The sequence below is a fragment of the Thioclava sp. ES.031 genome (genome assembly GCF_002563775.1).
Classification (GTDB): Bacteria; Pseudomonadota; Alphaproteobacteria; order Rhodobacterales; family Rhodobacteraceae; genus Thioclava.
In genome coordinates this window covers 2,597,200-2,621,169 of record NZ_PDJO01000001.1, presented here as the reverse complement: position 1 = coordinate 2,621,169, position 23,970 = coordinate 2,597,200, and the positions used below count along the sequence as shown (strand labels likewise).

Here is a 23,970-nt window from a genome sequence, read left to right as displayed (position 1 = left end):
CTCCCGCCCGGCGGCAGGAGGGGGCGCAGAGGCAAGTCAGGAGTCGCGAATGCGTTTCGAGCGCGACCGTTGCCGTGCGAAGCTCTTGGTGGCGGCACGCGCTTCCTTCCGCGCGATCCGATCGAGCAGGCGCAGGATCACCGGTTCGAGCTCGGCACGATAAAGCTCGGATTTGACCCGAAGATATGCGGCAAACTCCGAATGCGGCAGTTCCATGCCGGGGTGCTGCATGGCGAGCCATTTATGGGCGCGTTTCTCAATTCGCTGCGCGTGGCGGCCCGTGCGCATCGGCACCTTGCAAAGCAGCTCGCGCGGCAGATCTGGGTCCCGGTGCAGCTGATAGTTCAGGCGCGACTCCGGAATACGCGAGTAGCCTAGCTTGACGGCGTGCTTGCCAGGCTGCAGCTCGAAGCGCATTGCGTAGAGATAGCTCGGCTCGGTCGGCCACCCCTCTCCGCAGCCAGGACAGGTGAAGCGTCCGGTGACCATATTGCCGCGTGTGATCCGCGACAGCGCGCCGCAGCCATCAGCGTGGCGGTAGATTCGGTAATCGGCCTTGCCTTTCGGGTCGGCGCCGACGAGATCCCAGCCCTTGGTTCGGGCTTCTTCACGATCGCGGGCGTCTTGGCAAACATCGCACTGAGGCTCAACTTCGCCGCGCGCTACACGCTCTACGAAGCCAAATTGCCGGCGAACTTCATGCCCGCACCCAGCCTCGTAGATCGCATAGTTCTTTTCTGTCGGATCGCGGCGCAACATTCGCAGGCCAGCCTTTGCAGCGGTCTCATGCCACCTCGCCTCCACGCAATGCGGGCATTGCGGGCGAAAGTTCATGAGGACATAAAATCGGCTCGCATGAATGTTGCCGCAGGCCTCGCATTCGAGCGCAAGGGTGCCCCTGTCCTTCACCCGTGCGACGACGCGGTAGCCCTTGGCCTTTGCCGCGTCATGCCATTTGGGATGGATCTTGCCAGACTGAATAGGAAGCTCTTCGCCGCGGATGGTGAGCGAGCCGGAGGTATTCTGGGTCATGATGAGACCCTCCTTTGAAAGAAAAGCATGGGCCCGGCGCCAGAAAACAACGCCAGGAAATTCCAGAGATGCGCGCAAGAGCAATGAGGCCGGTCAGCCGACCGGGCTTCTTGCTGCGTTGCGTGTGTTGGGGGTCAGTGGGCCGACGGAGCCGCGACCTCGTCGATCAGTTCGAGAGACATGAAGCTATCGAGCGTGCGCAGGACTTGCTCAATTCGATCATTGCAGAGACGGTCGAAATCCGTCTCCTCGACGATCAGGAAGTCGTGGCTGCGTTCGCGCACGAGCCTTCGGAACGCGGCGAGCTTGTGCCCGCTATCGGCAGCCTGTGCGAGCTTGAAGAGGTATACCGAAAGCCTAAGGGACCGCTCGACCGGCACACGAGGCTCTTCGTCGAGAATGGCCATCTGCAGATCGAGCACGTGGTCCTGCGCCTTCTCCGCCGCGGTCAGCCAGGCCGAATAGGCAGGATCCCAATAATCGACGTGGCGGAGTTCACGTTCGCGCTCCACAACGGCGAGGAGCGCCTTCAGAAACTCCGGGAAGAGCATCAGGATCGGAGTCTTGAAGCACGCATCTTCATTCGCGCGAATGCGCGTGGTAGAGGGGGTGTTAGCCATGGTTATCTCCTTACCCGAGATGGCTGTGGTTAGAGCGAGGGCGGGAGTTGGCGCTCTTGCCTTCGCTCGAGAAATATGACATTATGCCAACATAAAGTCAATCGTGGATTTAATGTCATGACCGAAAAAAAGATGGGGCGTCCGCGCACCGACACTGAGGCAGTCACAGTGCGGCTTCCGCGCGAAACAATCAGAGCGCTCGATGAGCTGCGAAAGCTCGAGGAAGATCTGCCGACACGGCCTGAGATGATCCGGCGGATCTTGGATGCTCATCTGAAGCAGGATTGACGCGGATTATTGACGTTCGTTGGAATACGGCTCTCAGGCCATTTTCGTAGCTCGCGAACTTTCGCGAATGGCAAAGGGGGCGGGAAGCGGTCCTTCGCTGCAGTCGCGAAGGCAGATATGGCGCCCTGAGGAAGCTGACCTTCATGCGGCAAGCCGAGCCTGAATCATCAAGGTTTGCACGAAGAACGTAGAACTGCCCTTGGCTTTGGAAAATCTTAGATGCTCCCGGTAAGTTTGTTTGGTAGTTCGCCCGGTTGCGATGATCGCGGTTGGGAGTGTTTTTCAGAAACAGGGCGCTTGAACCGTCGCTGGCCCGCTTGTCTTGATGTGCGCCTTTAAGCGCACCGCGCGCCCTTCGTCAGGCCGCTGACGGAGGCGGCCAGTGCCTCGCGGTCGATGCGGAAATGCCGGTAAAGATCGCCGACGGTGCCGGTTTGCCCGAAATGCTCGACCCCATGCGAGATGGTCCGGTGACCTGCAACCGCGCCGAGCCATCCAAGCGTCGCCGGGTGGCCGTCGATCACCGTTACCAAGGCGCAATGCCGTGGCAGGGGCGCCAGAAGCTGCTCGACATGGGAGCGCGCCGCACCGTTGCCATGGGCCCGTTCGCGTTGCGCCGCCGTCCAGCCCGCATTCAGCCGGTCGGCCGAGGTCACGGCCAGCACGCCGACGTCCCGGCGCGCTTCCGCGATGATGCCCGCCGCGGCGATGGCTTCATCGGCGACGGCGCCCTGATAGGCGATGACCACCTCGCAATTTGGCCCCGGCGGACGCAGCCAGTAGGCCCCGTCAATGGCACCCTGCCGGAAGGCGTCGTCATGCCGCTTGCCGGGCTGCTCCAGCGGTTTCGTCGTCAGACGCAGATAGACCGATCCACCGGTCTCGTCGCGAAGCCAGGTCCGCTCGTCGGGGTCTCCCTCGCCATCGCGCTGGAGATAGTCGAAGGCCCATCCCATAATGACCGCCAGCTCGTCCGCGAAAGCGGGCTCGAAGCTCGCCAGCCCGTCCTGCGCCATCCCGGTGAGCGGCGTGCCGATCGACTGATGTGCCCCGCCTTCGGGTGCCAAAGTCACGCCCGAGGGGGTGCCGACGATTAGGAACCGCGCGTCCTGATAACAGGCGTAGTTCAGCGCATCGAGGCCGCGATGGATGAAGGGGTCGTAGACCGTTCCAATCGGGATCATGCGCTTGCCGAACAGGCTGTGCGACAGGCCCGCGGCCCCCAGCAGCAGAAACAGGTTCATCTCGGCGATGCCAAGCTCGACGTGCTGACCCTGCGGGGTAAATTCCCATTTCGCGGTCGAGGGGATGCGATGCTCGATGAAAGCATCCTCCCGCGCGGTGCGGGCGAAGAGCTTGCGCCGGTTGACCCAGGGCCCGAGCGAGGTGGTGCCGGTGACGTCCGGCGAGGTGGTCACGATCCGTTCGGCCAGTGCGCTGTCGCCCTTGGCGAGATCGTCGAGGATCTTGCCGAAGGCAGCCTGCGTCGAGATCTCCCGATCGGTCGCGACCGAGAGCGCGGGCGCGGGCAGCGTCGCATCGCTGTAGCGACGCGCGCCCTCGGCGAAGAACGGGACGCGATCGAGGAAGGCGCGCAAGCCCTCGACATCGGCGACCGTCGCGAAGGGCTCCCATTCCTGCCTCTCGGGCACGTTCATATGGCGCTGCCATTCGGCCATTTGCGCCTTGGTCATTAACCCGCCGTGGTTGTCCTTGTGTCCCGCGATGGGCGTGCCCCAGCCCTTGATCGTATAGGCCAGGAAACAGGTCGGCCGGTCATGGTCGATGGACGCGAACGTCTCTGCCATGGTCTCGACGCAGTTGCCGCCGAGGTTTTCCATCAGGGCCGCCAGTTCCGCATCCGAGCGCCGCTCGATCAACGCCGTCACATCGCCCTGATCGCCCAGATCATCCATCAGACGTTTGCGCCAGACCGCGCCGCCCATATAGGTCAGCGCCGAGTATTCCGCGTTCGGGCAGGCGTCGATCCAGTCGCGCAAGGCTGCGCCGCCGGGTTCCTCGAACGCCGCGCGTTGCAGCGCACCGTATTTCACCCGCACCACGTCCCAGCCGAAGGCTTCGAAAATCTTCTCGATCCGTTGGAACAGCCCCTCGCGCACGATCCCGTCGAGCGACTGGCGGTTGTAGTCGATGATCCACCAGCAATTGCGCAGGTCGTTCTTCCATCCCTCCTGCAAAGCCTCGTAGACATTTCCCTCGTCCAGCTCGGCATCGCCCACCAGCGCCACCATGCGCCCGAGCGGCAGATCCGCGCCCCACTCCTTGGCCGCAATATAGTCCTGCACCAGCGATGCGAAGGCGGTGATCGCGACGCCAAGCCCGACCGAACCGGTGGAGAAATCCACGTCATCGACATCCTTGGTGCGGCTCGGGTAGCTCTGGACGCCGCCGAGGCCGCGGAACGCCTCCATCTTCTCGCGGGTCTGCTGGTCCATCAGATACTGGATCGCATGAAAGACCGGCGACGCGTGCGGCTTGACCGCCACGCGATCCTCGGGTCGTAGCGCCGAGAAATAGAGCGCCGTCATGATCGACACCATCGATGCCGAAGAGGCTTGGTGACCACCGATCTTGATGCCATCCACCTTGGGGCGGATGTGGTTGGCGTGGTGGATCATCCAGTGCGACAGCCAAAGCAGCCGCTGCTCGAGGATCTTCAGGTGCTGGGCGTCGGTGTTCATCATGACCTCGCAAATCTCAGGCGCTGCGCATCGCGCGGGCGGGCGCAAGGGCGCCATCCAGATCATCGAGGATATCCGACACGTCTTCCAGCCCGACCGAAAGCCGGATCAGCCCGTCGCCGATGCCATGCGCCGCCCGTTCCTCGGGGGTGTAGGTGGAATGGGTCATCGAGGCGGGGTGCTGGATCAGGGTTTCCGCATCGCCCAGCGACACCGCCCGCGCGATCATGCGCAGCCCGTTCATCATCCGCCGCCCGGCCTCCAGCCCGCCCTTCAGTTCGAAGGCGATCATCGCCCCCGCCTGCGCCATCTGACGGATGGCGAGGTCATGCTGGCCGAAGCTCTTGAGCCCCGGATAATGCACCGCGGCCACCTCGGGATGGTTCTCCAGCCACTCGGCCACCACCTGCGCGCTGGTGCAGTGACGCTCCATCCGCAGGGCAAGGGTTTTCAGGCCGCGCAGGATCAGCATCGCGTTGAAGGGCGCCATCACCGCCCCGGTCATGTCTTTCATGCCGACCAGACGGATCTCGGTGATCGCCTCGGCCCGTCCGACCACGACGCCTGCGACCAGATCGCCATGGCCGCCCAGATATTTGGTGGCCGAATGCGCTACCAGATCGGCTCCGAGCGCGATCGGCCGCGTCAGATAGGGGGTCGCATAGGTGTTGTCGACCACGACCTGCGCGCCTCCCGAATGGGCGATGGCGGCGACCGTCGCGATATCGACCAGACGCATGTTCGGGTTCGCCGGCGTCTCGAAATAGACCACGCGGGTGCGCTCGGTCATGGCGGCACTCAGGTTCGCCGGATCGGTCAGGTCGACATGGGTGACCGTGATCCCGAACTTGGTCAGCCCGTGATGCATGAAAGCGAAAGTGCAGCCGTAAAGCGTCTTGTCGACGATCACCTCATCGCCCGGCGACAGAAGCGTCCAGAGGACGGAGGTGATCGCGCCCATGCCGGAGGCGAGCGCAAGCCCCGCCTCGGCCCCCTCCAAATCCGCCACCCGGCGCTCGAGCAAATCGAGCGTGGGGTTCGAGATGCGCGAATAGATATAGCCCGCGCGGTCCCCGGCAAAGGTCTCGCCCCCGGCCTCGGCGGTCTCGAAGGCGAAGGTCGAGGTCAGATGCAGGGGCGGCGTGAGGGCGCCCTCGTGCTCCAGCGGATCGTAGCCGAGGTGAATGGCGCGGGTGGCGAAACCTTGGGATTGGGACATGTGCGACCTCCTGTTTGCAGCAGAATATCGCGGTCTCGCATCTCGTGGATTGCGTTATTGACCCCCATTTGGCATCAGATTGGCATAATCTGCTAATTGGAAGCCGAAAGATGGACGAAAAAGATCGCCAGATCATCCGCGCCCTGCAACAGGACGGGCGCATGTCGAACCAGGATCTGGCCGCTGCGGTCAATCTTTCGCCATCGCCCTGCCTGCGCCGCTTGCGCAACCTCGAAAAGGAAGGCGTGATCCGCGGCTACGCGGCGCGGGTAGACGCACGCGCCTATGGGCTGCCGATCACCGCTTTCGTCCGCATACGCCTCGAGCGGCACGACGAAGCCACCGTCCAGACCTTCGAACGCGAGGTCGGTCGCATGGACGAGGTTCTGGAATGCCATGTGATGACCGGCCAGACCGATTACCAGCTGCGCGTCGTCGTCGATTCGCTCGATGACTATGAGCGTTTCATCCGCGCCCGCCTGCACCGCGTCGGAGGGATCGGGTCGATCGACACGAGTTTCGCCTACGGCACAGTGAAGGAAAGCATGGTGTTTCCGATGAGGTGATAGCGCAGACCGACGCGACTTTCTCTTGACCTGTCTATAGCTTCACACCTTAGCACCGCCTTTAGTGATGAGAATCGGTGTGAGCGGATAGGGCGACTGATGTATCGGATTTCGGAACTGGCGGAGAGCGTGGGCGTATCGCGCGCGACGCTGCTTTATTACGAGAAGCTCGGCCTGCTGCACGGCCAGCGGCAGGCTAATGGCTATCGCGTCTATTCCGACGCGGACCGGCAGCGGCTGCGCCTGATGCAGCAGCTCCAGGCAGGCGGCCTTAGCTTGAAAGAGTCTCAGGCCTGCCTCGATGGAAAGCTCGACCGAGAGATGCTGAACCATCGGCTTGAGACACTGGAGCACGAAATCGCGGAGAAGACGCGGTCGCGCGACCTGCTCGCAGCACTTCTTGGACGCGGCAGCCTGAAGGACTGGCACGAAGAGGTCGAGCGCGTCGCACCCGATCTGCACCGCTCGTGGCTGATGTCGCAGGGGTTTTCCAGCGCGGAGGCCGGGCTGGTCGCGATGGTCTCCAAGGACATGAACGCCCACGACGCCTACATGGCCGGGTTCATGGAGGTGTTCTCCGAGCTCGACCGGTGGGGGCCAGGAACTGAAGCGGCGACGCTGAAGGCACTGGCGGCGCTGCCCTTCGCTCCCGAAACGATCCTCGAGATCGGCTGCGGCCCCGGCATGGCAACGATGACGCTGGCCGAGGCGAGCATGGCGCGGTTCACGGCCACTGACACGGCCGAGCTGGCGCTCGACAAGCTCAGGGCGCGGATCGCGGCGCGCGGGCTCAATGACCGGATCGAGGTGCAGAACGTCGACATGGCCGTAATCCCGACCCCAAAGCGTCCCTGGGACGTGATCTGGTCCGAGGGCAGCGCCTATATCCTGGGCGTGGAAAAGGCGCTTGCGGACTGGCGGGCGCTCCTGCGCCCCGGCGGCGTCCTCGTGTTCTCCGACATGGTCTGGCGGACTGACAAACCCGAAGACGAGGTCCGCGCCTTCTGGGCCGCGGAATACCCCGCGATGGCGACGCCCGCGAGCCGCGTCGCACAGGCGAAGCGCGCGGGCTACCGCGTCCTTGGCCATTTCGACATCGGGTCGGAAGGGATGGAGGCCTACTACCGACCACTCGCCGCGCGGCTCGAGGCCTTGGAGGCTGATCTCGCGGGGAGCCGAGTCCTTGACGACCTGCGCCGCGAGATCGCCGTGTTCGAGGCCGGGCGCGGGCAATTCGGCTACGAGATGTTCGTGCTGGAGCGGGTCTGACCCCAGCTGGCACCAGAGAGGATCGAGACATGGACTATTCAACGGATTATACCACCCACGCCGAAGCGATTGCGGAGCTGTTCAGAGCGACCTTCACCGCCTCCGAGGGCGCAGAGGAAGGCGCGCTGATCGGCGCCCTTGTGCGCCGGTTGATCACGGAGACGCCCGCCGAGGATCTGCGCGTCTTCACCGCTTGGGAGGACGGCACGCTCCTCGGCGGCATCTTCTTCACGCGCCTCGCCTATGCGAGCGATCCGCGCACGGTCTTCATGATGGCCCCCGTGGCTGTGGCGACAGCGCATCAAGGCAAGGGCATCGGGCAACGGCTGATCGCCCACGGTCTCGACGCGCTCCGGCAGGAGGGCACGGACATCGCCGTAACCTATGGCGACCCGGCCTTCTATGGCCGCGTGGGGTTCAAGCCCGTCTCGGAGGCCGACCTGCCGGCGCCGCAGCCGCTGACCCGGCCGCAGGGCTGGATCGCCCAGTCCCTGACTGACGCACCGCTGATGCCCCTGCGCGGCACCGCCCGCTGTGTCGCCGCCTTCGACGACCCGGCGCTCTGGTAGGCAGGCACATGGTTCGAGACTACTCCGCCTTCCTGCCCGGAGGCACGCCAAATCGGCGCGCGCCCTCTGCGCTTGAGCGGCTGGGCTGGGGCCCGGCCTTCGCACGGCAGATCGACGTTGATGCGCTGACCGCGACACCGCCGGTGCGTGTGGTCGCCGTGCATCGCAGCGGGTTGCAGGTAGCGGGCGACGGCATAGACCAGACAATCCCGCCGGGACCGGACGCCACGGTCGGCGACTGGTTGCTGCTCGACCGCGCGCGCCCGAAGTCGAGCCGCGTGCTGGAGCGCAAGAGCCTGATCAAGCGTCGTGCGCCGGGCACGGGCAGCGAGGTGCAGCTGATCGCGGCGAACATCGACACCGTCTTCGTCGTCACCTCCTGCAACGCTGATTTCAACGTGGCGCGGCTGGAGCGCTACGTCGCGCTGACCTTCGAAGCCGGGATCGACCCCGTGATCGTCCTGACCAAGGCGGATCTGACCGACGACACCGCGTCCTTTGTCGAAGCGGCGAGAGCGGTGTCGGAGCGGGTGCCGGTCGTGGCGCTGGACGCTCGCAGCGCCGCGCCCGTCGAGGCGCTGGCCGACTGGTGCAAGCCCGCCCGCACCGTTGCTTTCCTCGGCTCCTCCGGCGTGGGCAAATCCACCTTGACGAACGCGCTCCTCGGCACGCAGGCCATCGCCACACAAGGCATCCGCGAGGACGATGCCAAAGGCCGGCACACCACGACCCGGCGCGAGCTGCACGGCACGCCCAGCGGCTGCCTCGTTCTCGACACGCCGGGCATGCGCGAAGTGCAGCTGACCGACGCTGCCGCAGGCATCGCCGACGTGTTCGAAGATATCGAGGCGCTGGCTGCAAGTTGCCGCTTCACCGACTGTCGCCACGAAACAGAGCCCGGCTGCGCTGTCCGATCCGCTATCGAGGACGGCAGCCTCGACGCCTCGCGGCTCGCGCGCTGGCGCAAGCTCCAGGCGGAGGAGACCTTCAACTCCGCCACCCTTGCGGAGCGCCGCCAAAAGGACCGCGCCTTTGGCAAGTTGGTGCGCAGCGTGATCAAGGCGAAAACCGATCGAGAGCGATAGGTCCGAGCCCTACCAATCCGGTTCATTTTGGGCTTGATCCTGGCATTCGCTTCAATCGCACCCTGATGTGCTAAGCTTAGGCGCCAACGTCGGGTTGTGATCAGGTGGGCGTGGTGGACTGGGAGAACACCCGTGCAAACTGAAAACCTACCTTTCATTCGTGCCCTCCGTCCCGCTTGGAACAAGGGGCGCACCGTCGGGCAGAAGCGACCACTTCTGCCAAAGCATGTCTGGGCGATCCGCGTGGGGCTGGAAATCGCCAAAAAGGTGCGCAACCTGGCGCTCTTCGATCTCGCCATCGAAATTAAGCTCCGGGGATGTGATCTCGTGACATTGAAAGTCGCCGATGTCTTCGCCGCTGGTCAGGTGAAAGAACGAGCTTCGATCATCCAGAGCAAGACCCGAAAGCAGGTTTGGTTCGAAATCACCGAGGGCGCCTGCAATTCGCGCGCGGATTGGCTCGACAATCCGGCGATTGCTGGGTCAGAGTATCTTTGGCCTGAGCGTTTCGATGAGCGCCTTCGCCTCCAACGGCATGCGCGGGCTGATCGAGAGCACATGCGCGTTGTTGTCAAAGCTCAGCGGAGCGGCCGGCGATGCATTCTCTCTTTGCGAATATCTCAACCGCGCGGACGAACTTGCGTAGGCTCTGCCGATGGCAATGTCGATGCTGTGCCTGCGGGGGCCTGGCGCGCAAGCAGCCGATCAGACAATTTGCGAAAACCAAACCCTAACCCCGCCCGCCGTTTCCGCGCGGCGAGGCGTTCCATGTCTTCTACAAATGTGAGGCTCTTGCCTCGTGACGGTGATACCAGACAGCCGCCGCTGTCCGGTTACTCACGCCGAGCTTGTTGATAATCCGATGCGTATGGATCTTCGCAGTGTGCTCTGAGACCTGAAGGCGATCCGCGATGTTCTTGTTCTGCTGCCCGGATGCCAGAAGTTGTAAGACCTCCCGTTCGCGCCGCGTCAGCGTGTCCATCACGTCCGGCGTCGGCTCCAGGTCGAGGCCCGGCTCGGCAAGCTTTCTCGAGGCCGCTTTCGACACAGTCAATCCGGTTTCAAGAAGCGCCGGCGGGACAACGTGCCCCCCCGACAGGATGATGCGCAATGTCAGCATCCAAGTCGTGATATTGATGTTCATCGGCAGGAAGCTCACCTGATTGAGCAGAGCGCCCGATCGAAGGAAATCCATTGCTTCGCTGTCAGGCCTGTCCTCGCTGTAGGCAATCGCAAAGCGCATGCGCGAAAGAGAAAGTGCTTCTCCCCGCGCCGCGATGAACGCTTTCAGTCCCGCGGCGTTGCCTTCCTCCACGATCAAAGCGCAAATCCTGTCGCCATTCGCAAAGCGGGCATTCTCATCGCGGCGTTGAGGGATTTCCTCCAGATAGTCTACGCGGACCACCGGGATATCCGGCACCTCGCTCTCGAGCGTCCGAACGATCACATCGCTGAAAATCTCCCGCGGCCCCACGAAACAAATGCACGCATCACTCCTGCGCCGCGGCGCAGCTCGAGACACCCCGCTTAAACCCTCCTTGTTGAGCGTATTCATATCCCCTCCGACTTTCAGCCTCCCCAGGCCTTAGTGGAATAGGATAGCACAGGCGCGTGAGCGGGCTATCCGCCCAAATGATATATGGCACCTGAGGGAATTCGGAATACGCGCTGCGCGATAGCACTCAACGTTACGGGACGGACACGTCAGACTTCGCTCACCGAAGCTCCGGCCTCTTCGTGGAGATCTGCTTCCATCTCAGCATCCGTCTCGTCTTTGCCCTTCAGGACACCCGTGCTCTCGAGATCTAAAGTGACGATCCGCCTCGAAAATCGGGAAGCGGGCGCCGCCAAAGGCAGGCATCTCGAGTGCACCAAAGATTGCTCTCGGCGGCGCTGACGAACTATAGCGTCTCCTGTTCACCGGTATATTGCTCGTAGGGTGGGTCGGTATGAAGTGACCAGACGCTGCAACGGGCGCTGGTAGGCTGTTGTGTCTTCCTCACCTTCACCAAATAGGACGGCTTTGGCGCAGGCGACCTTTGCGGAATTTTCATCGACCGTCTGACACTGCATATGGCGTCGGCTAAGATGCCAGACCAAAGAATGTGAGCAAGCCAGCGCTCAACAGCATCTTTACCTTACGTTCCATCAAATGCTTGCAGGCACCAAAACTATCGCTTAGGTGCCCACTCACACTAAGTCGGACCCGGCACGCCGGGTGGCTCGGCCCGGCGCCTATCCCCGGGATAATCTTCAGCATCACGCCCAAATAGTGCCGTAACATCGCTGCACGCTCGGGCCACGCCCTGTTAGATGCTATCTTAAAAATAGAGTGACACATGCCAAGTCTCGCCTCTATTCGAAGCGACTGGTTCGCGACCCCCCGTGCGGACATCCTCGCTGGGATGGTCGTCGCCCTTGCGCTAATTCCTGAAGCGATCGGCTTCTCGGTGATTGCTGGGGTTGATCCGAGAGTCGGCCTTTATGCTTCCTTTTCGATCGCTGTAATCATCGCATTCACGGGCGGTCGCCCCGCGATGATCTCCGCTGCCACAGCCTCAGTTGCCGTGGTGATCATCCCTCTCGTGCACGATCACGGAGTCGAATATCTATTCGCCGCCACGATTTTGATGGGTATCTTCCAGGGCATCGCGGGGCTCCTGCGCCTTGATCTGCTGATGCAATATGTCTCGCGATCGGTGATCACCGGCTTCGTGAACGCGCTGGCGATCATGATTTTTCTGGCCCAGATGCCACAGCTTATGCATGTGACAAACGTCACCTATCTGATCGTCGCAGCCGGGCTCGCGATCATCTACCTGTTCCCCTATCTGACGAAAGCAGTGCCTTCGCCCCTGGTTGCGATCATCGTCCTGACCACCGTCACCATCTATGGCGGGATCGATGTGAACACCGTCGGCGATATGGGCAAACTTCCGCAATCGCTGCCGTTCTTTGCGCTGCCGCAGGTGCCCTTCAACTTGCAGACGCTTGAGATCATCGCGCCCTATTCGCTGACCATGGCGGCGGTGGCGCTTCTGGAATCGATGCTCACCGCCCAAATCGTGGATGATTTCACAGACACCGCGTCGAACAAGGCGCGCGAGATGCGCGGTCAGGGGATCGCGAACTTCTTCACCGGCTTTCTGGGCGGCATGGGCGGGTGCGCCATGATCGGTCAATCGGTCATCAACGTGAAATCCGGGGGCCGGACGCGCCTATCCACCTTGATCGCTGGCGTATTCCTTCTCTTTCTGCTGGTCGTTCTCAATCCGCTTGTGGCTCAGATCCCGATGCCAAGCCTCGTCGCCGTGATGATCATGGTCTCGATCGGCACGTTTTCCTGGCGCTCCATCGGTGAGCTGCGCAGCAACCCGTGGCAGTCTTCGATCGTCATGGTCGCGACAGTGATCATCGTGATCTGGAGCGACAACCTCGCCGCTGGTGTGGTGGTGGGCGTCGTCCTGTCGGGACTGTTCTTCGCCGGCAAGGTGCGCCGGTTGTTCACCGTCTCGACATCGCTGTCCGAGGACGGGCGCACCCGCACTTATCGCATTTCCGGCGAGGTCTTCTTCGCATCCTCGGAACGTTTCGTGGATGCCTTTGATTTCAGAGAAGTTCTGGACCACGTAATCATCGACTTGAGCGAGGCGCATTTCTGGGACATCACCGGAATTGGCACTCTGGACAAGGCAGTCATCCGGTTCCGGCGGGAAGGGACGACCGTCGATATCGTCGGGCTGAATACCGAAAGCGCGCGGATGATCGATCGCTTCGCCGTGCATGACAAGCCGGATGCCGAGCAGCATCTTTCGGGCCATTGAGGAGGAAACACCATGCAGAACATTCTTGCCTGCGTTGATGCGTCAAGTTACGCGCCCAGCGTCTGCACCCTTGCAGCCTGGGTCTCGCGGAAACTCGATCTGCCGGTCGAACTCCTGCACGTCGTTCAGCGCAAGGACACAAGCGGCGCGCGACACGATCTGTCAGGTGCTATTGGACTTGGCGTGAAATCGCGTCTGCTGGAAGAACTGACCCAGCTTGACGCAATGGAGGCCCGTCTGCAAATCGAGCGTGGACGGCTGCTGCTGAATGGGTGCGCCGAGTCGCTCGAAGAAATGAACGCCCACGGTGTGACGCAGTTGCACCGACACGGCGACATAGTCGAGACGATCCTCGAGCGCGAGCAAGAGGCCCGACTCGTCATCATGGGCAAACGTGGGACCAGCCAGGAATTCGCCACCGACCATATCGGGTCAACGCTGGAACGGGTCGTGCGGGCGAGCGACCGGCCTGTCCTGATCGCGCCCAATAGCACCTCAACCCCTGAGGAAGATATGATGCGCGCGGTCGTGCTGGCCTATGATGGCAGCCCGGCGGCCGCTCGGGCGTTGGAGCGCTGTGCGAACTCGCCCCTGTTGAAGGACCTCCCTGTGACAATCGTTATCGCGACCTCTGGGCGCAAATTGACGCAGGACAAGGCAGAACAGATGATGCGCGAAGCGCGCGTAGCCCTGAAGGGGCGCGATGTCACAGCCTTGATCGAAGAAGGCAGCGCGGAAGAGGTCATTGCAAATGCAGTAAAGGCGACCCCAGGAGCCATCCTCTTGATGGGCGCGTTCGGGCACTCGCCCCTGCGCTCTTTGATCGTTGGCAGCACGACCACTGCGATGGTCCGGTCCAATTCCGTGCCGACGTTGCTGGTGCGATAACGGATGGATCGAAGCGCCATCGGCACCCCGCGCGGTTACGACGCTGGGTGTAACATCGTAGAAGGGCGACGCTGAGACGGTTCTATTGCGGAGCGATACATAGATGTCCGCTTCTGAGAAGAAGCACCGCAGAAAAGCAATTGGCCTTCAAGGTCGGCTTCGGGCCGAGGCTGTGTGGAAACTGAAGTCCATGGTATATTTCCGCAAGGCAGCGGGAGGCACGGATGGCGGGTTTCATTGATGGCATCGACCGGGAGCAAGCCACGCTTTTCCCCGAGCGTCTCGAAGATTGGATTGGGGAGGATCATCTGGTCCGTGTCGTCGACCTCTTCGTCGATGAGCTCGATCTTCTCGCGCTCGGGTTCGGACGCTGTGTGCCTGCTCGAACCGGTCGCCCGGGCTACCATCCATCCGTCCTCCTGAAGCTCTTCATCTATGGCTACCTGAACCGGATCCCGTCCAGCCGCCGCCTGGAACGCGAAGCCGGTCGCAATGTCGAGCTGATGTGGCTAACCGGTCGCCTGGTGCCCGACCACAAGACCATCTCCGACTTCCGGCGGGACAATGGCCCGGCCATCCGCAGGACCTGCGCACAGTTTGTGGAACTATGCCGCCGGATTGGCGTGCTGAAGGGGGATTGCGTTGCCATCGACGGCAGCAAGTTCAAGGCAGTGAATAACCGCGACCACAACTTCACGAAGAACAAGATCGCCAGCCGTCTGGCACATCTCGAGCGCGATGTTGAGCGCTACATCGATGAGATGGTGCGCATAGACCGTCAGGAGGAGGGTAAGGCCCGGGCCGAAAAGGTTGCCCATCTCGCCCGTCGCTATGGCCGCATCCGGCAGGAGATCGCGCGGCTGAAGTCAATGGAGAAGGCTTTGGCCGATGCGCCCGACGGGCAGATATCGCTGACCGATCCCGATGCCCGCGCCATGTCGACCAGCGCCCGGCACAGCGGCATGGTCGGCTACAATGTGCAGACAGCGGTCGATACCGAGACGCATCTGGTCGTGGTGCACGACGTTACCAATCAAGGTTTCGATCGAGACCAGCTCAGCCCAATGGCGACCGCCGCCAAGGAAGCCCTGCGGCGCGACGACCTGCACGCCGTCGCCGACAAGGGATATTTCAGTGGGGCTCAAATCCTGGCTTGCCATCAAGCGGGGATCACCACGACCGTGTCGCGCCCGGAAACCTCGGGCAACCGGGCCAAAGGTATGTATGTGAAGGCCGATTTTGCCTATGACCCGGCACGCGATGTCTATACCTGCCCCGCGGGTGAAGAGTTGACCTACCGCTACACGCGCGAGGAAGACGGGCTGCAGGTCGGTCGCTACTGGACCAATGCCTGTCAGCATTGTCCGGTCCGGCACCGCTGCACCAGTGGTAAGGAACGCCGGATCACGCGATGGGAGCATGAGCATCTGGTCGATGCGATGCGCGAAAGGCTGAGCGGGGACGCGGACCCGATGACCCTGCGCCGCTGCACGGTCGAACACCCGTTCGGCACGATCAAGGCTTGGATGGGGCACACCCATTTCCTGACGCGGAGGCTGAAGAATGTCAGCACCGAAATGGCGCTCAATGTTTTGGCCTATAATATCAAGCGAGTGATCGCGCTGATTGGCCTCCGGCGCCTGATGCAGGCCATTCCGGCCTGATCGGGCAGCCGCCCCGGGCTCAGTCGTCATGCTCTGCCCAGCAAGGGCTCACCAGGCCGCGATGCGCGCGAAGGAATGGTCGAAGGCCGCGAAAAACGAGCCGTGCGGAAAACTTGCATCAGAAAGCCCTCGTCGACGGGTTTCCACACAGCCTCGGCCGGAAGCGAAATTCTCCAGTCTCGACCCAGCGTCAAACTAGACAGACCAATCGAAAACAGTCTCCATGCAGGTCGAAGGAGACCAACGTGACCAAAGCAAGTAAGGCTGAAATCGTAAACCTCGTGAGCGATCGCGCAAAAAATCGGATAAAGGGCAGTGTGCGGCTAGAGATGCCGGGCACTGCGACGCTCTATGTGGACGAAACCGGAGCAATTGAGAGCGATCGGGCCGCTGACATAACTCTGACGGCGGAAGCTAGCGTGTTCTTCGACATAGCAATGGGAGTAAAGAACCCCGCAAAGGCGTTTATGATGCGCCAGCTAAAAGTTGACGGGAATCCAATGAAAGCGCTCAAAATTGGAGAAATCCTGAGCACGACGAAAAAGGTTTCTTGACCGCATACGGCCCAGCTTCTTCGCAGGTTTGATGTATTCCTCGAGCGAGACGAGGTGTTGCTGGGAAACGCGCCAATGCTCGGTCGATAAAACAGCCGACACTTAAAGCACGATCAGCGGCACCGAGTTCAAATCAAATTGGATCATGCGCGAGCGACGAATGTCCGTTTGGGTGGGCAGCCAGTTTCGCATCGAGAACCTGATCCCGGAGAGCTACGCCAGCTATGCCGGACCGATTTTTGAAGCTTTTGCGACGCCCGAAGTGGTGACGCGGGAAAGCGACGTGGCCGAGGCGGTCTGGTGTGCTGCGACTGATGTTGGCGACCGCTTGCATTATCCTGCCGGCCCCGATGCAGTAGCCTTGTCTGACGCGGACTGACCTGCAAGCCTGGGTCACGCACTCACCGGTGTGGCCCGCACCCCTTCCAGACAAGCCGATCCGACGGGAGGCGAGACAGAATATTCGACGGTTTCGTCCGCGTCTCGGCCCCCTAAATGAAATTGGCATGCGGCATAGATGATGGAGGTCGGCTTCGAGTGTTCCGCGAGTGCGCGATAAACTGCTCCGCCCAAGGGGGGCAAGTCAATCGCCTCGGTGAATGGCTGATGTTATTCGTGTTTTCACTCCGTCGTTTTCAACGCGGAATATTGATGCGTCAGGTGTGTCGATGAACGCGGCTGAGTCCGTTAAACCCTGTTACGGCGACGGCAATCGCGGGTTGAAGCTGGAGGTGGCCGCAAAAAGAAGCGAGGCCAAGGCCCGCAAGGGAGGCGACACCCAAGATGGTTCCGACCGCCGTAAGCACTCGTAAGATTGACATCCGTCCTCCAAGGAATTCCTGAGGTAGTCGACACTTATCAAGTCACGCTAGTTCTTCTCTACTTTTGCGCGAGAAACTTTCCACCTGCCGAAGGCTTAGGTCATGCACACATGATCGAGACTGATTGCCGCTATGCTCTAGACAAAAGAAAGAGGGGCGCGGCAAGGCGCGCCCTCCCGGGCGTCTCCGAATTGTCGGAAGATCAGTTGCCGAACCTCTCGATGTCGTTCGCCCCCGACCTCCGTGGCGCGGCGACCATCACATGGGGCGCGCTACTCCGAACCCTCCAGCATGTCCTCGAGCTTATCGACCCGGCCCTGGCTGATCGACACGGCATCGGGAAACGCAATCCCTTCGTCCCGCTCCAGCGCCGCACCCAGATCGAAAGCGTTAGGCTTGCGGATTTTCTTCAGCTCGTCCCACGAGACCGGCATCGCGACGGGCGCACCGAACCGTGCGCGCAGCGAATATGGCGCGATGGCGGTCGCGCCTTTGCCGTTGCGAAGCCAGTCGACGAAGATGCGTCCCTTGCGCTTCGCCTTCGACATCTCGGCGGTGTAGCGTTTGGGCGACCGTGCGACGAGGAGGCGTGAAAACACCCGCGCAAAAAGCCTCACCGTGTCCCATCCGGCACTGCGCCGCAGCGGCACGGTGACATGAATGCCGTTGCCGCCGGACAGGAGCGGCCAGTTCGGCATGTCCAACTCGGCGAGCAGATCGCGGATCTCGAAGGCCGCATCTCTCACCGCTGCGAAGTCCAGCCCCTCGTCGGGATCGAGATCGAAGACCAGACGGTCGGGCCGGTCCAGCGGGTCGACGCGGCTGCCCCAGATATGGAACTCGATCGTGCCCATCTGCGCCGCCGCGACCAGCCCCTCCGCCGTGCGGATCATCATATATTGCGCCGTTTTGCCGTCGCTCTCGGTGATCTCGACGCTTTCGATCCCGTCGGGAAAGCCGCGCCCCGCATGTTTCTGGAAGAAACGCTCGCCGCCCAGACCTTCGGGCAGCCGCAGTAGCGACACCGGATGCTCGGCAAGATGCGGCAGGATGCGATAGGCCATCGCCTCGTAGTAGCGCGCCACGTCCACTTTGGTATAGCCCGCGCCTTCGAAGACCACTCGGTCGGGCGAGGAAATCCCGATCCCCGCGACGTTCGGGCGCTCCTCAGAGGCTACGTCATTGTCCAGCCGCACAGTGCGCGCGGGCTTGTCCTCGCGCAGCCCGAGGAAGACCGCGTGCCTCAACCTGTCGCCCCCGGTGCGCTCGGCGTAGCGAATTTCCGCGACCAGCTCGGGCGTGATCCAGTGTATGCCCTTTGCCTCCGACGCCTCGACATCCGCGGGCGCGGTCTTGCGGGCGAGCGGCTTCATCGCCTTGGCCAACGCCTCGGCCTGATCCTCGTCGAAGCCGGTGCCGACCTTGCTGACATAGCGCCAGTCATTGCCCTCGACGGCCCCCAGCGCGAGCGAGGCGAAGGGCCGGCCGCGCTTGTCGCTTTCCTGCCAGCCAAGGATGACAAACTCGTCGCGACGCTCGCATTTGACCTTCATCCACGACTTCGAGCGCGCGCCGCGATAGGGCGTGTCGATGCGCTTTGCGATCAGCCCCTCGCCGCCTGCCTTGCAGATCGTGTCGAAGGCATCCTCGGGGTCTTTTGATATCACCGGCGAGAGCTGCGCGGGCCCGAGTGCGGGGAGCGGCTTCATCACCTCTTCCAGCGCCTTCCGCCGCTCAGCGAGCGGCGCCTTGCGAAGGTCATTACCGTCGCGCGACAGGATGTCGAAGCCGTAGAAGCGGAACGGACCGCCTGCGGTGATGGCCTTTTGCAGCTCCGAGAAACCGTCGAGCCCTGCGCCTGCGACGATCTCGCCGTCGATTAGGGCGCTGTCGCAGTCGACCTCGGCCAGCGCGGGCAGCAGACCTTCGAAGCGATCCGTCCAATCTTTGCCGTTGCGGGTGAAGACGCGCGGGCCGCCTTTGCCAAGCGCGATCAGCGCGCGGTAGCCGTCGAATTTCAGCTCGTGCCACCACCCGTCGCCTGCGACCATCTTGTCGGAGAGCGTCGCGAGCTGCGGCTTGGAGAAGCCGGGGCGCTTGCCCGCCTGCGTCTCGACGGGCGGCTTGTCAGCGGCGATTTCGCGCGTCGTGCGCTGGCTCAGGACAGAGCGGCGATAGCGCGCCACCGGATCGCGCGCGCCACTCGCCGCGTCCTCGGCCTTCGTCAGCAGCCAGTTCTCGCGCTTGCCTTCGGTTTTCATGCGGATCAGGTGCCACTCGCCGGTGAGCCGTGCGCCATGCAGGCGCAAATGCAGATGCCCTTTCTTGAGCGCCTTGCCCACCGGGATCAGCGGCTGCCAATGCCCCAGATCCCAGAGCATCGCCGTGCCCGCGCCGTAATTGTCCTTCGGGATCGTGCCCTCGAAGGTGAGGTAATCCAGCGGGTGATCCTCGGTCCGCACCGCGAGCCGCTTTTCACCCGGGTCGAAGGACGGCCCCTTGGTGATCGCCCAGGACAGCAGCACGCCCTTCCATTCGAGGCGCAGATCGAAATGGGTGCGGGTCGCGTCGTGCTTTTGGATCGAATAGCGCGGCGCGAGATGGCCCGAGGCGGTGCCGCCATCGGGCTCTGGCGTCTGCGCGAAGTCGCGCATTTCGAGATAACGGTGGAGGCTTCCCATCAAGCAGACTTCTTGGTTGAGGATTTCGCGCCGGAGGATTTGCTGGATTTCGACGCGGACGACTTCGAACCGGAGGTTTTCGATGACGATTTCCGACCCGTCGATTTGCCCACGGACTTCGAGCCGGATTTGCCGCTGCCATCGGCCTTGAGGCTGTCCTGCAGCGCGGACATCAGGTCGACCACGTTATCGCCGCCTCTGCTGGTGTCGTCCTCTCCCGTCTTGGCGCGGGGCGTCTTCTTCGACTTGCGCTTGCGGTCGATCAGATCGCGCAGCGCCGCATCGTAGTGATCGGTGAAGGCGGATGCGTCGAAACTGTCGGTCTTGCGGTCTATCAGCTGCGTGGCGACCTCCAACAGCTCCTTGTCCGCAGGCTCGTCCTCTATCTCTGAAAACAGCGGATCGGCCTCGCGGATTTCATCGGCATAATGCAGCGTCTCCAAAAGGATACCGTCGCCGCAGGGCCGCAGCGCGCAGAGATACTCCTTGCCGCGCATCACAAGTTGCCCAAGCCCGATCTTTTTGGCCTGCCGCAGCGCATCGCGCACCACACGGTAGGCGTCCTGCGCGAGATCGTCGGTCGGCACGACATAATAGGGCCGGTCGTAGTAGAGTGGTGGAATTTCGGACGCATCGACGAACTGCACGAGTTCGAGCGTCTTCTTGGTCTCGAGCTTGATCGCGTCGATCTCCTCAGGCTCGAGCAGCAGATACTCGTCATCGCCGATCTCGTAGCCCTTGAGGATCTCGTCGGCATCTATGGGCCCGATACCGGAGACAGTCTTCTCGTAATGGACGCGCTTGCCGGAGGGGCCGTGAATTTGCCGGAACGAAAGCCGCGCTCCCGATTTGGTCGCGGAGTGAATCTCGACGGGGATGCTGACCAGCGACAGCCGTAGCTGGCCTTTCCAGATCGCGCGGGAGGCCATGGGCGGTTCCTTATGCTTGACCTTGGGGGAACGCCTTCCTTTGCAGAGGGTTCCCACGGATCGAGAACGCTTTGTTGTGCTTGGCGTAAATGCCGCGAGCGGACTTTTGCAAGGCGTGGCCACGAGCGCATGTCGACACGAACGAAACCGCCAACTCCTCAGTCTTCAGCGCTTCAAGCGGGGGCTGCCTTCACTTCTGGCCTGGTGAGATGACGCTTCGCGAATACCAGATAATTCCTCGTAGCTTGCTCAAGACAACTGAAAGAGGAGTAGGATTTTGTCTCACCAAGACGACCCAAAGGCGATACTGTTCGCAAGCTTTCGCCCATCATTTCAGAAGCGCAGGTGCCTCGAAGGCGGGGGTGACAGGCCGCTACGTGTCCGTTCCTTGCCAAAAAGGTTTCCTCGAGTCAGCATGTAAACAATGTTGATTTAAAAAAAATTGTGTCGAGAGGTGCCAATCTTGGCTGGTCGCGCGCATTGAGAGTGGACCGGATGAGACGTCGCCCCGCATGTTAGGAGGTATTGTGGTTGAACAGAGGGGTAGAGTTTCGACGGGGGTTGATGGTCTGGACAAGGTGCTGAGGGGGGGATATCCCGCCGGGCGCATCATGCTTGTCGAAGGGGCGCCTGGCACAGGCAAGACCACCCTCGCGCTGCATTTCCTCGCCGAGGCATCGGTCGAAGGGCGGTGCGCGCTTTTCATTAGCGTGGCGCAGTCTCGCCCCGAAATCGAGATGATCGCCAAGTCTCACGGGATCGACCTGTTTGGGGTCAGGGTCTACACTCCTGAGCTTGGCAAGGGCGAGCGGAGCTTCTCGGTAGAAAGCGATGAGGCCGATCTCGTCGAGTTGATGGAAGGGGTGCGCAGCGAGCTTGAAAACGCGGAGCCCGACATTGTGGTGTTCGATTCCCTGCTAGAATTGCGAATGCTCTCTTCGACCGAGTCAGCTTACCGGCGAGAGCTTCTCGCGCTGCGCAGCCAGTTACGTGAGCGCGGCTGCACGGCGTTGCTGATAGACCACCTTGATCACCCCGATGGCGAGCGTCATGCCGAAGGTGTCGCACACGGAGTCATCAAACTTGACAGTGCTACACCGCCCATCGGCATCACACAGCGTCGGTTGACGATAGTGAAGCTGAGGGGCGCACCTTTCAGAGAAGGCTGGCACGATTTTCGCATCAAGACGGGCGGGCTCGAAGTTTTCCCTCGTGTCATTCCGCACGAGGCACATCCTGCGACCCTTGAGGAAAAGTTGGAGCCGCCGCACGAACCGCTCACTCGACTTCTCGGCGGCGGGCTGGAGTTTGGCACCACCACTCTGATCTCAGGTCAGTCCGGCAGTGGAAAGTCGACCATCGCGACCCTGTTGGCGCGCGCGGCATCAGAACGTGGCCTCCTCGCCGCGATGTTTCTATTCGAGGAACGTCCCGAGGTTCTGCGCAACCGCTCCGCCGGCGTCGGTCTCGACATAGAGTTCTATGAGCAATCTGACCGGCTTAGGCTAAGACATTTCGATCCTGCCGAGGTTTCGCCCGGCGAATTCGCAAACGCGGTTCTGCAGGCGGTGGATGATGGGGCGAGGGTTGTCGTTATCGACAGTCTCAGCGGCTATTTCGAGGCTTTGCCTGAGCGCAGTCACGTGATGACGCATATGCAGGCGCTTCTGCAACATCTCACGCGCCGCGAAGTGCTGGTCATTATCACCATGACACAGCACGGGCTGTTGGGGGAACCGCCCGCCACAACCATCGACGCCAGTTTTCTTGCCGACTCGATCATTCTCCTGCGTCAGTATGAAGCCCGGTCCGAAATCCGACGCTCCATCGCTGTGCTTAAGAAGCGGCATAGCGAACACGAACGCCATATTGAGCAGTTGATCATTCGCGCTGGTGCGGTCGAAATTATCCCTTTGTCCGAAGAGGCCGAGCAGCGTGCGAGAAGCGCCTCCGACCTCAGCGCTGAGTAAAGCGATGTCTGAGCTTCGTTGTGAGACGCCACCGGTTCTGATCCTCGCGCCGCTCAATGATGATGCGCGAGCCTTGGCGCGTCTCGTCGAGCGCACCGGCCTCTCGGCCCGAACCTGCGTCACCGCGCGTGACCTCGCCTCGGCCTTGGACGCACGAGGCCCTGATGGCGTTCTATTCGTCGTTGTCAGTCAAGAGGGTGCGAGCCAAGAGATCGGTGAGGTGCTGAACGCGACCTTCGCTGCGGAACCCGCGTGGGCACGGCTGCCGTCGGTTTTCCTTCTAAGCCGGGTTGCGCGTCTCCCGCCCGCTGTCCGCGCGGTGAACCGCAAAGAAAACGCCCCATCGCCAATTCTTCTCGAGCGGCCTGTCAAGGCGGCGGTGCTGCAGAGCGTCTTCGAGGCTCAGGCCGAAGCGCGTCGTCGGCAATTCGAGACCCGCGACCTGATAGACCGGCTCTCTCAGGAAGAAGAGCGTGGGCGCTTCCTGCTAAGCGAACTGCGGCACCGAACGCGCAACAGTCTCACGGTTCTGCAGTCGCTCTTCTCGATGACAGTGCGTCGCGCCCCCGATCTCGAAAGCTTTTCCGAGACTTTCTATGGCCGGCTTCGCGCGCTCACCGATGCGCACGTAAAACTGGCACAGGAAGGCGCCACAGCGCGTCCGCTCGGCGATCTCGTCTTTGAACATGTAGAGCCCTACACCTGTGCGGCTGAGCAACTCCACGTCGAAGGGCCATCTTTGCTGCTGACTGAGAGACTTTCGTTTGACCTGGCGCTGGTGATCCACGAGCTCGCCACCAATGCGGCTAAATACGGCGCTCTCACGGTCCCCGAGGGTCGCGTCTCGGTGCGTTGGAGAGTGCTTCCGGAGAGTGGCATGCTCGCGCTTTCCTGGGAAGAGCGCGATGGCCCGCGGATCGAGGAACCACCGTCCCGTCAGGGGCTTGGCTCTCAAGTCATCGACAGCTTTCTGCGGGGGGAGGCGGAAACCGAATTGCGGCATGACCCCGATGGTGTCTCTTGGTATGCCAAGATTAGCCCCCGCTACTTTACGTCCGCCGCCGATAACGATCTGGTTGCCGATTAATGGCGCGTGTGTGCGATTGGAAGTAATGAAAGCCGAGGGCCGCGCTTTCGCGCGGGAAAACCGCAAATATTTTAAGTTGGTGCCGAACTAAGGTGCCCTGCGCTCTATTTGATCTCGATCTCTAGAAAAAACCGCTCTACGGCGCGGCCAGCTTCAAAAAGGCAATAGAGATCTCCTTAGGAATTCCATTGCTCTTGTGTAT

The 23,970-nt window shown here is 61.9% G+C and carries 20 protein-coding genes and 1 other annotated feature; of the genes, 13 read left to right on the top strand and 7 right to left on the bottom strand.

Going from position 1 to position 23,970, the window contains the following annotated elements:
- Nucleotides 1–36: 36 nt before the first annotated feature.
- Both AXZ77_RS12485 and AXZ77_RS12480 read right to left on the bottom strand, forming a co-directional pair.
- Nucleotides 37–1,032, bottom strand: a complete 996-nt coding sequence (locus tag AXZ77_RS12485) for a GIY-YIG nuclease family protein (protein WP_176536036.1) — start codon at nt 1,030–1,032, stop codon at nt 37–39.
- Nucleotides 1,033–1,166: 134 nt separating this feature from the next.
- Entirely contained in the window at nt 1,167–1,652 is a 486-nt protein-coding gene (locus AXZ77_RS12480) for a hypothetical protein (protein WP_098411390.1), read from the bottom strand.
- Between the two features lie 117 nt (nt 1,653–1,769).
- On the opposite strand from AXZ77_RS12480, the gene AXZ77_RS12475 reads away from it, so the two are divergent.
- Complete coding sequence (locus tag AXZ77_RS12475) at nt 1,770–1,940, top strand: ribbon-helix-helix protein, CopG family (protein WP_253732601.1); 171 nt, start codon at nt 1,770–1,772, stop codon at nt 1,938–1,940.
- A gap of 335 nt (nt 1,941–2,275) precedes the next feature.
- Here AXZ77_RS12475 and AXZ77_RS12470 read toward each other — a convergent pair whose 3' ends face one another.
- Together AXZ77_RS12470 and AXZ77_RS12465 are read right to left on the bottom strand one after the other, a co-directional pair.
- On the bottom strand, nt 2,276–4,642 hold the full coding sequence (locus AXZ77_RS12470; protein WP_098412541.1) for a 1-deoxy-D-xylulose-5-phosphate synthase N-terminal domain-containing protein: 2,367 nt from the start codon (nt 4,640–4,642) through the stop codon (nt 2,276–2,278).
- Nucleotides 4,643–4,658: 16 nt separating this feature from the next.
- Nucleotides 4,659–5,861: a methionine gamma-lyase gene (locus tag AXZ77_RS12465; RefSeq protein ID WP_098411388.1), complete on the bottom strand. Its 1,203-nt coding sequence runs from the start codon at nt 5,859–5,861 to the stop codon at nt 4,659–4,661.
- 110 nt (nt 5,862–5,971) lie between these two features.
- Here AXZ77_RS12465 and AXZ77_RS12460 point away from each other — a divergent pair, with 110 nt between their 5' ends.
- From AXZ77_RS12460 to AXZ77_RS19750, 5 genes are all read left to right on the top strand, one after another.
- Nucleotides 5,972–6,427 (top strand): Lrp/AsnC family transcriptional regulator, encoded by a 456-nt coding sequence (locus AXZ77_RS12460; protein ID WP_078523480.1) that lies wholly within the window; start codon nt 5,972–5,974, stop codon nt 6,425–6,427.
- A 99-nt stretch (nt 6,428–6,526) separates the two neighbouring features.
- Nucleotides 6,527–7,696, top strand: coding sequence for a MerR family transcriptional regulator (locus tag AXZ77_RS12455; protein ID WP_098411387.1), 1,170 nt, complete (start codon nt 6,527–6,529; stop codon nt 7,694–7,696).
- A 29-nt stretch (nt 7,697–7,725) separates the two neighbouring features.
- The gene (locus tag AXZ77_RS12450) at nt 7,726–8,265 is read left to right on the top strand and encodes a GNAT family N-acetyltransferase (RefSeq protein ID WP_098411386.1); all 540 of its coding nucleotides are present in this window, start codon (nt 7,726–7,728) and stop codon (nt 8,263–8,265) included.
- Nucleotides 8,266–8,273: 8 nt separating this feature from the next.
- Nucleotides 8,274–9,350, top strand: a complete 1,077-nt coding sequence (rsgA, locus tag AXZ77_RS12445) for a ribosome small subunit-dependent GTPase A (protein WP_098411385.1) — start codon at nt 8,274–8,276, stop codon at nt 9,348–9,350.
- 511 nt (nt 9,351–9,861) lie between these two features.
- Entirely contained in the window at nt 9,862–9,996 is a 135-nt protein-coding gene (locus AXZ77_RS19750) for a hypothetical protein (RefSeq protein WP_255266490.1), read from the top strand.
- Between the two features lie 129 nt (nt 9,997–10,125).
- Here AXZ77_RS19750 and AXZ77_RS12435 read toward each other — a convergent pair whose 3' ends face one another.
- A complete protein-coding gene (locus AXZ77_RS12435; RefSeq protein WP_098411384.1) occupies nt 10,126–10,905 on the bottom strand; it encodes a response regulator transcription factor in 780 nt (259 codons plus the stop codon).
- A gap of 644 nt (nt 10,906–11,549) precedes the next feature.
- Nucleotides 11,550–11,602 (top strand) — a sequence feature (sul1 is cis-regulatory element that is thought to sense ions involved in sulfur or methionine metabolism; They are found in Alphaproteobacteria).
- A gap of 87 nt (nt 11,603–11,689) precedes the next feature.
- Here AXZ77_RS12435 and AXZ77_RS12430 point away from each other — a divergent pair.
- From AXZ77_RS12430 to AXZ77_RS12410, 5 genes are all read left to right on the top strand, one after another.
- A complete protein-coding gene (locus AXZ77_RS12430) occupies nt 11,690–13,174 on the top strand; it encodes a SulP family inorganic anion transporter (protein ID WP_098411383.1) in 1,485 nt (494 codons plus the stop codon).
- Nucleotides 13,175–13,186: 12 nt separating this feature from the next.
- Nucleotides 13,187–14,062: a universal stress protein gene (locus AXZ77_RS12425; protein ID WP_098411382.1), complete on the top strand. Its 876-nt coding sequence runs from the start codon at nt 13,187–13,189 to the stop codon at nt 14,060–14,062.
- A gap of 224 nt (nt 14,063–14,286) precedes the next feature.
- Nucleotides 14,287–15,726, top strand: a complete 1,440-nt coding sequence (locus AXZ77_RS12420; protein WP_098410118.1) for an IS1182-like element ISPse1 family transposase — start codon at nt 14,287–14,289, stop codon at nt 15,724–15,726.
- Nucleotides 15,727–15,971: 245 nt separating this feature from the next.
- Nucleotides 15,972–16,280 (top strand): SCP2 sterol-binding domain-containing protein, encoded by a 309-nt coding sequence (locus tag AXZ77_RS12415; protein WP_098411381.1) that lies wholly within the window; start codon nt 15,972–15,974, stop codon nt 16,278–16,280.
- A 160-nt stretch (nt 16,281–16,440) separates the two neighbouring features.
- Nucleotides 16,441–16,659: a hypothetical protein gene (locus AXZ77_RS12410; protein ID WP_098411380.1), complete on the top strand. Its 219-nt coding sequence runs from the start codon at nt 16,441–16,443 to the stop codon at nt 16,657–16,659.
- Nucleotides 16,660–17,373: 714 nt separating this feature from the next.
- Here the strand turns inward: AXZ77_RS12410 and ligD are convergent.
- Together ligD and AXZ77_RS12400 are read right to left on the bottom strand one after the other, a co-directional pair.
- On the bottom strand, nt 17,374–19,782 hold the full coding sequence (ligD, locus tag AXZ77_RS12405; protein ID WP_098411379.1) for a DNA ligase D: 2,409 nt from the start codon (nt 19,780–19,782) through the stop codon (nt 17,374–17,376).
- A complete protein-coding gene (locus AXZ77_RS12400; RefSeq protein ID WP_098411378.1) occupies nt 19,782–20,711 on the bottom strand; it encodes a Ku protein in 930 nt (309 codons plus the stop codon). Before AXZ77_RS12400 ends, ligD begins: the two co-directional genes overlap by 1 nt.
- Nucleotides 20,712–21,223: 512 nt before the next feature.
- Between AXZ77_RS12400 and AXZ77_RS12395 the strand changes: the two genes are divergently transcribed.
- The gene (locus tag AXZ77_RS12395; RefSeq protein WP_098411377.1) at nt 21,224–22,681 is read left to right on the top strand and encodes an ATPase domain-containing protein; all 1,458 of its coding nucleotides are present in this window, start codon (nt 21,224–21,226) and stop codon (nt 22,679–22,681) included.
- A gap of 4 nt (nt 22,682–22,685) precedes the next feature.
- The gene (locus AXZ77_RS12390; RefSeq protein ID WP_098411376.1) at nt 22,686–23,768 is read left to right on the top strand and encodes a sensor histidine kinase; all 1,083 of its coding nucleotides are present in this window, start codon (nt 22,686–22,688) and stop codon (nt 23,766–23,768) included.
- Nucleotides 23,769–23,970: the final 202 nt, after the last annotated feature.

Coding starts and splice junctions, on each gene's coding strand:
- rsgA (WP_098411385.1), top strand. CDS start 8,274: ATGGTTCGAGACTACTCCGCCTTCCTGCCCGGAGGCACGCCAAATCGG.
- AXZ77_RS12470 (WP_098412541.1), bottom strand. CDS start 4,642: ATGAACACCGACGCCCAGCACCTGAAGATCCTCGAGCAGCGGCTGCTT.
- AXZ77_RS12430 (WP_098411383.1), top strand. CDS start 11,690: ATGCCAAGTCTCGCCTCTATTCGAAGCGACTGGTTCGCGACCCCCCGT.
- AXZ77_RS12410 (WP_098411380.1), top strand. CDS start 16,441: ATGTCCGTTTGGGTGGGCAGCCAGTTTCGCATCGAGAACCTGATCCCG.
- ligD (WP_098411379.1), bottom strand. CDS start 19,782: ATGGGAAGCCTCCACCGTTATCTCGAAATGCGCGACTTCGCGCAGACG.
- AXZ77_RS12460 (WP_078523480.1), top strand. CDS start 5,972: ATGGACGAAAAAGATCGCCAGATCATCCGCGCCCTGCAACAGGACGGG.
- AXZ77_RS12455 (WP_098411387.1), top strand. CDS start 6,527: ATGTATCGGATTTCGGAACTGGCGGAGAGCGTGGGCGTATCGCGCGCG.
- AXZ77_RS12485 (WP_176536036.1), bottom strand. CDS start 1,032: ATGACCCAGAATACCTCCGGCTCGCTCACCATCCGCGGCGAAGAGCTT.
- AXZ77_RS12435 (WP_098411384.1), bottom strand. CDS start 10,905: ATGAATACGCTCAACAAGGAGGGTTTAAGCGGGGTGTCTCGAGCTGCG.
- AXZ77_RS12475 (WP_253732601.1), top strand. CDS start 1,770: ATGACCGAAAAAAAGATGGGGCGTCCGCGCACCGACACTGAGGCAGTC.
- AXZ77_RS12390 (WP_098411376.1), top strand. CDS start 22,686: ATGTCTGAGCTTCGTTGTGAGACGCCACCGGTTCTGATCCTCGCGCCG.
- AXZ77_RS12450 (WP_098411386.1), top strand. CDS start 7,726: ATGGACTATTCAACGGATTATACCACCCACGCCGAAGCGATTGCGGAG.
- AXZ77_RS19750 (WP_255266490.1), top strand. CDS start 9,862: ATGAGCGCCTTCGCCTCCAACGGCATGCGCGGGCTGATCGAGAGCACA.
- AXZ77_RS12400 (WP_098411378.1), bottom strand. CDS start 20,711: ATGGCCTCCCGCGCGATCTGGAAAGGCCAGCTACGGCTGTCGCTGGTC.
- AXZ77_RS12480 (WP_098411390.1), bottom strand. CDS start 1,652: ATGGCTAACACCCCCTCTACCACGCGCATTCGCGCGAATGAAGATGCG.
- AXZ77_RS12420 (WP_098410118.1), top strand. CDS start 14,287: ATGGCGGGTTTCATTGATGGCATCGACCGGGAGCAAGCCACGCTTTTC.
- AXZ77_RS12465 (WP_098411388.1), bottom strand. CDS start 5,861: ATGTCCCAATCCCAAGGTTTCGCCACCCGCGCCATTCACCTCGGCTAC.
- AXZ77_RS12425 (WP_098411382.1), top strand. CDS start 13,187: ATGCAGAACATTCTTGCCTGCGTTGATGCGTCAAGTTACGCGCCCAGC.
- AXZ77_RS12395 (WP_098411377.1), top strand. CDS start 21,224: ATGTTAGGAGGTATTGTGGTTGAACAGAGGGGTAGAGTTTCGACGGGG.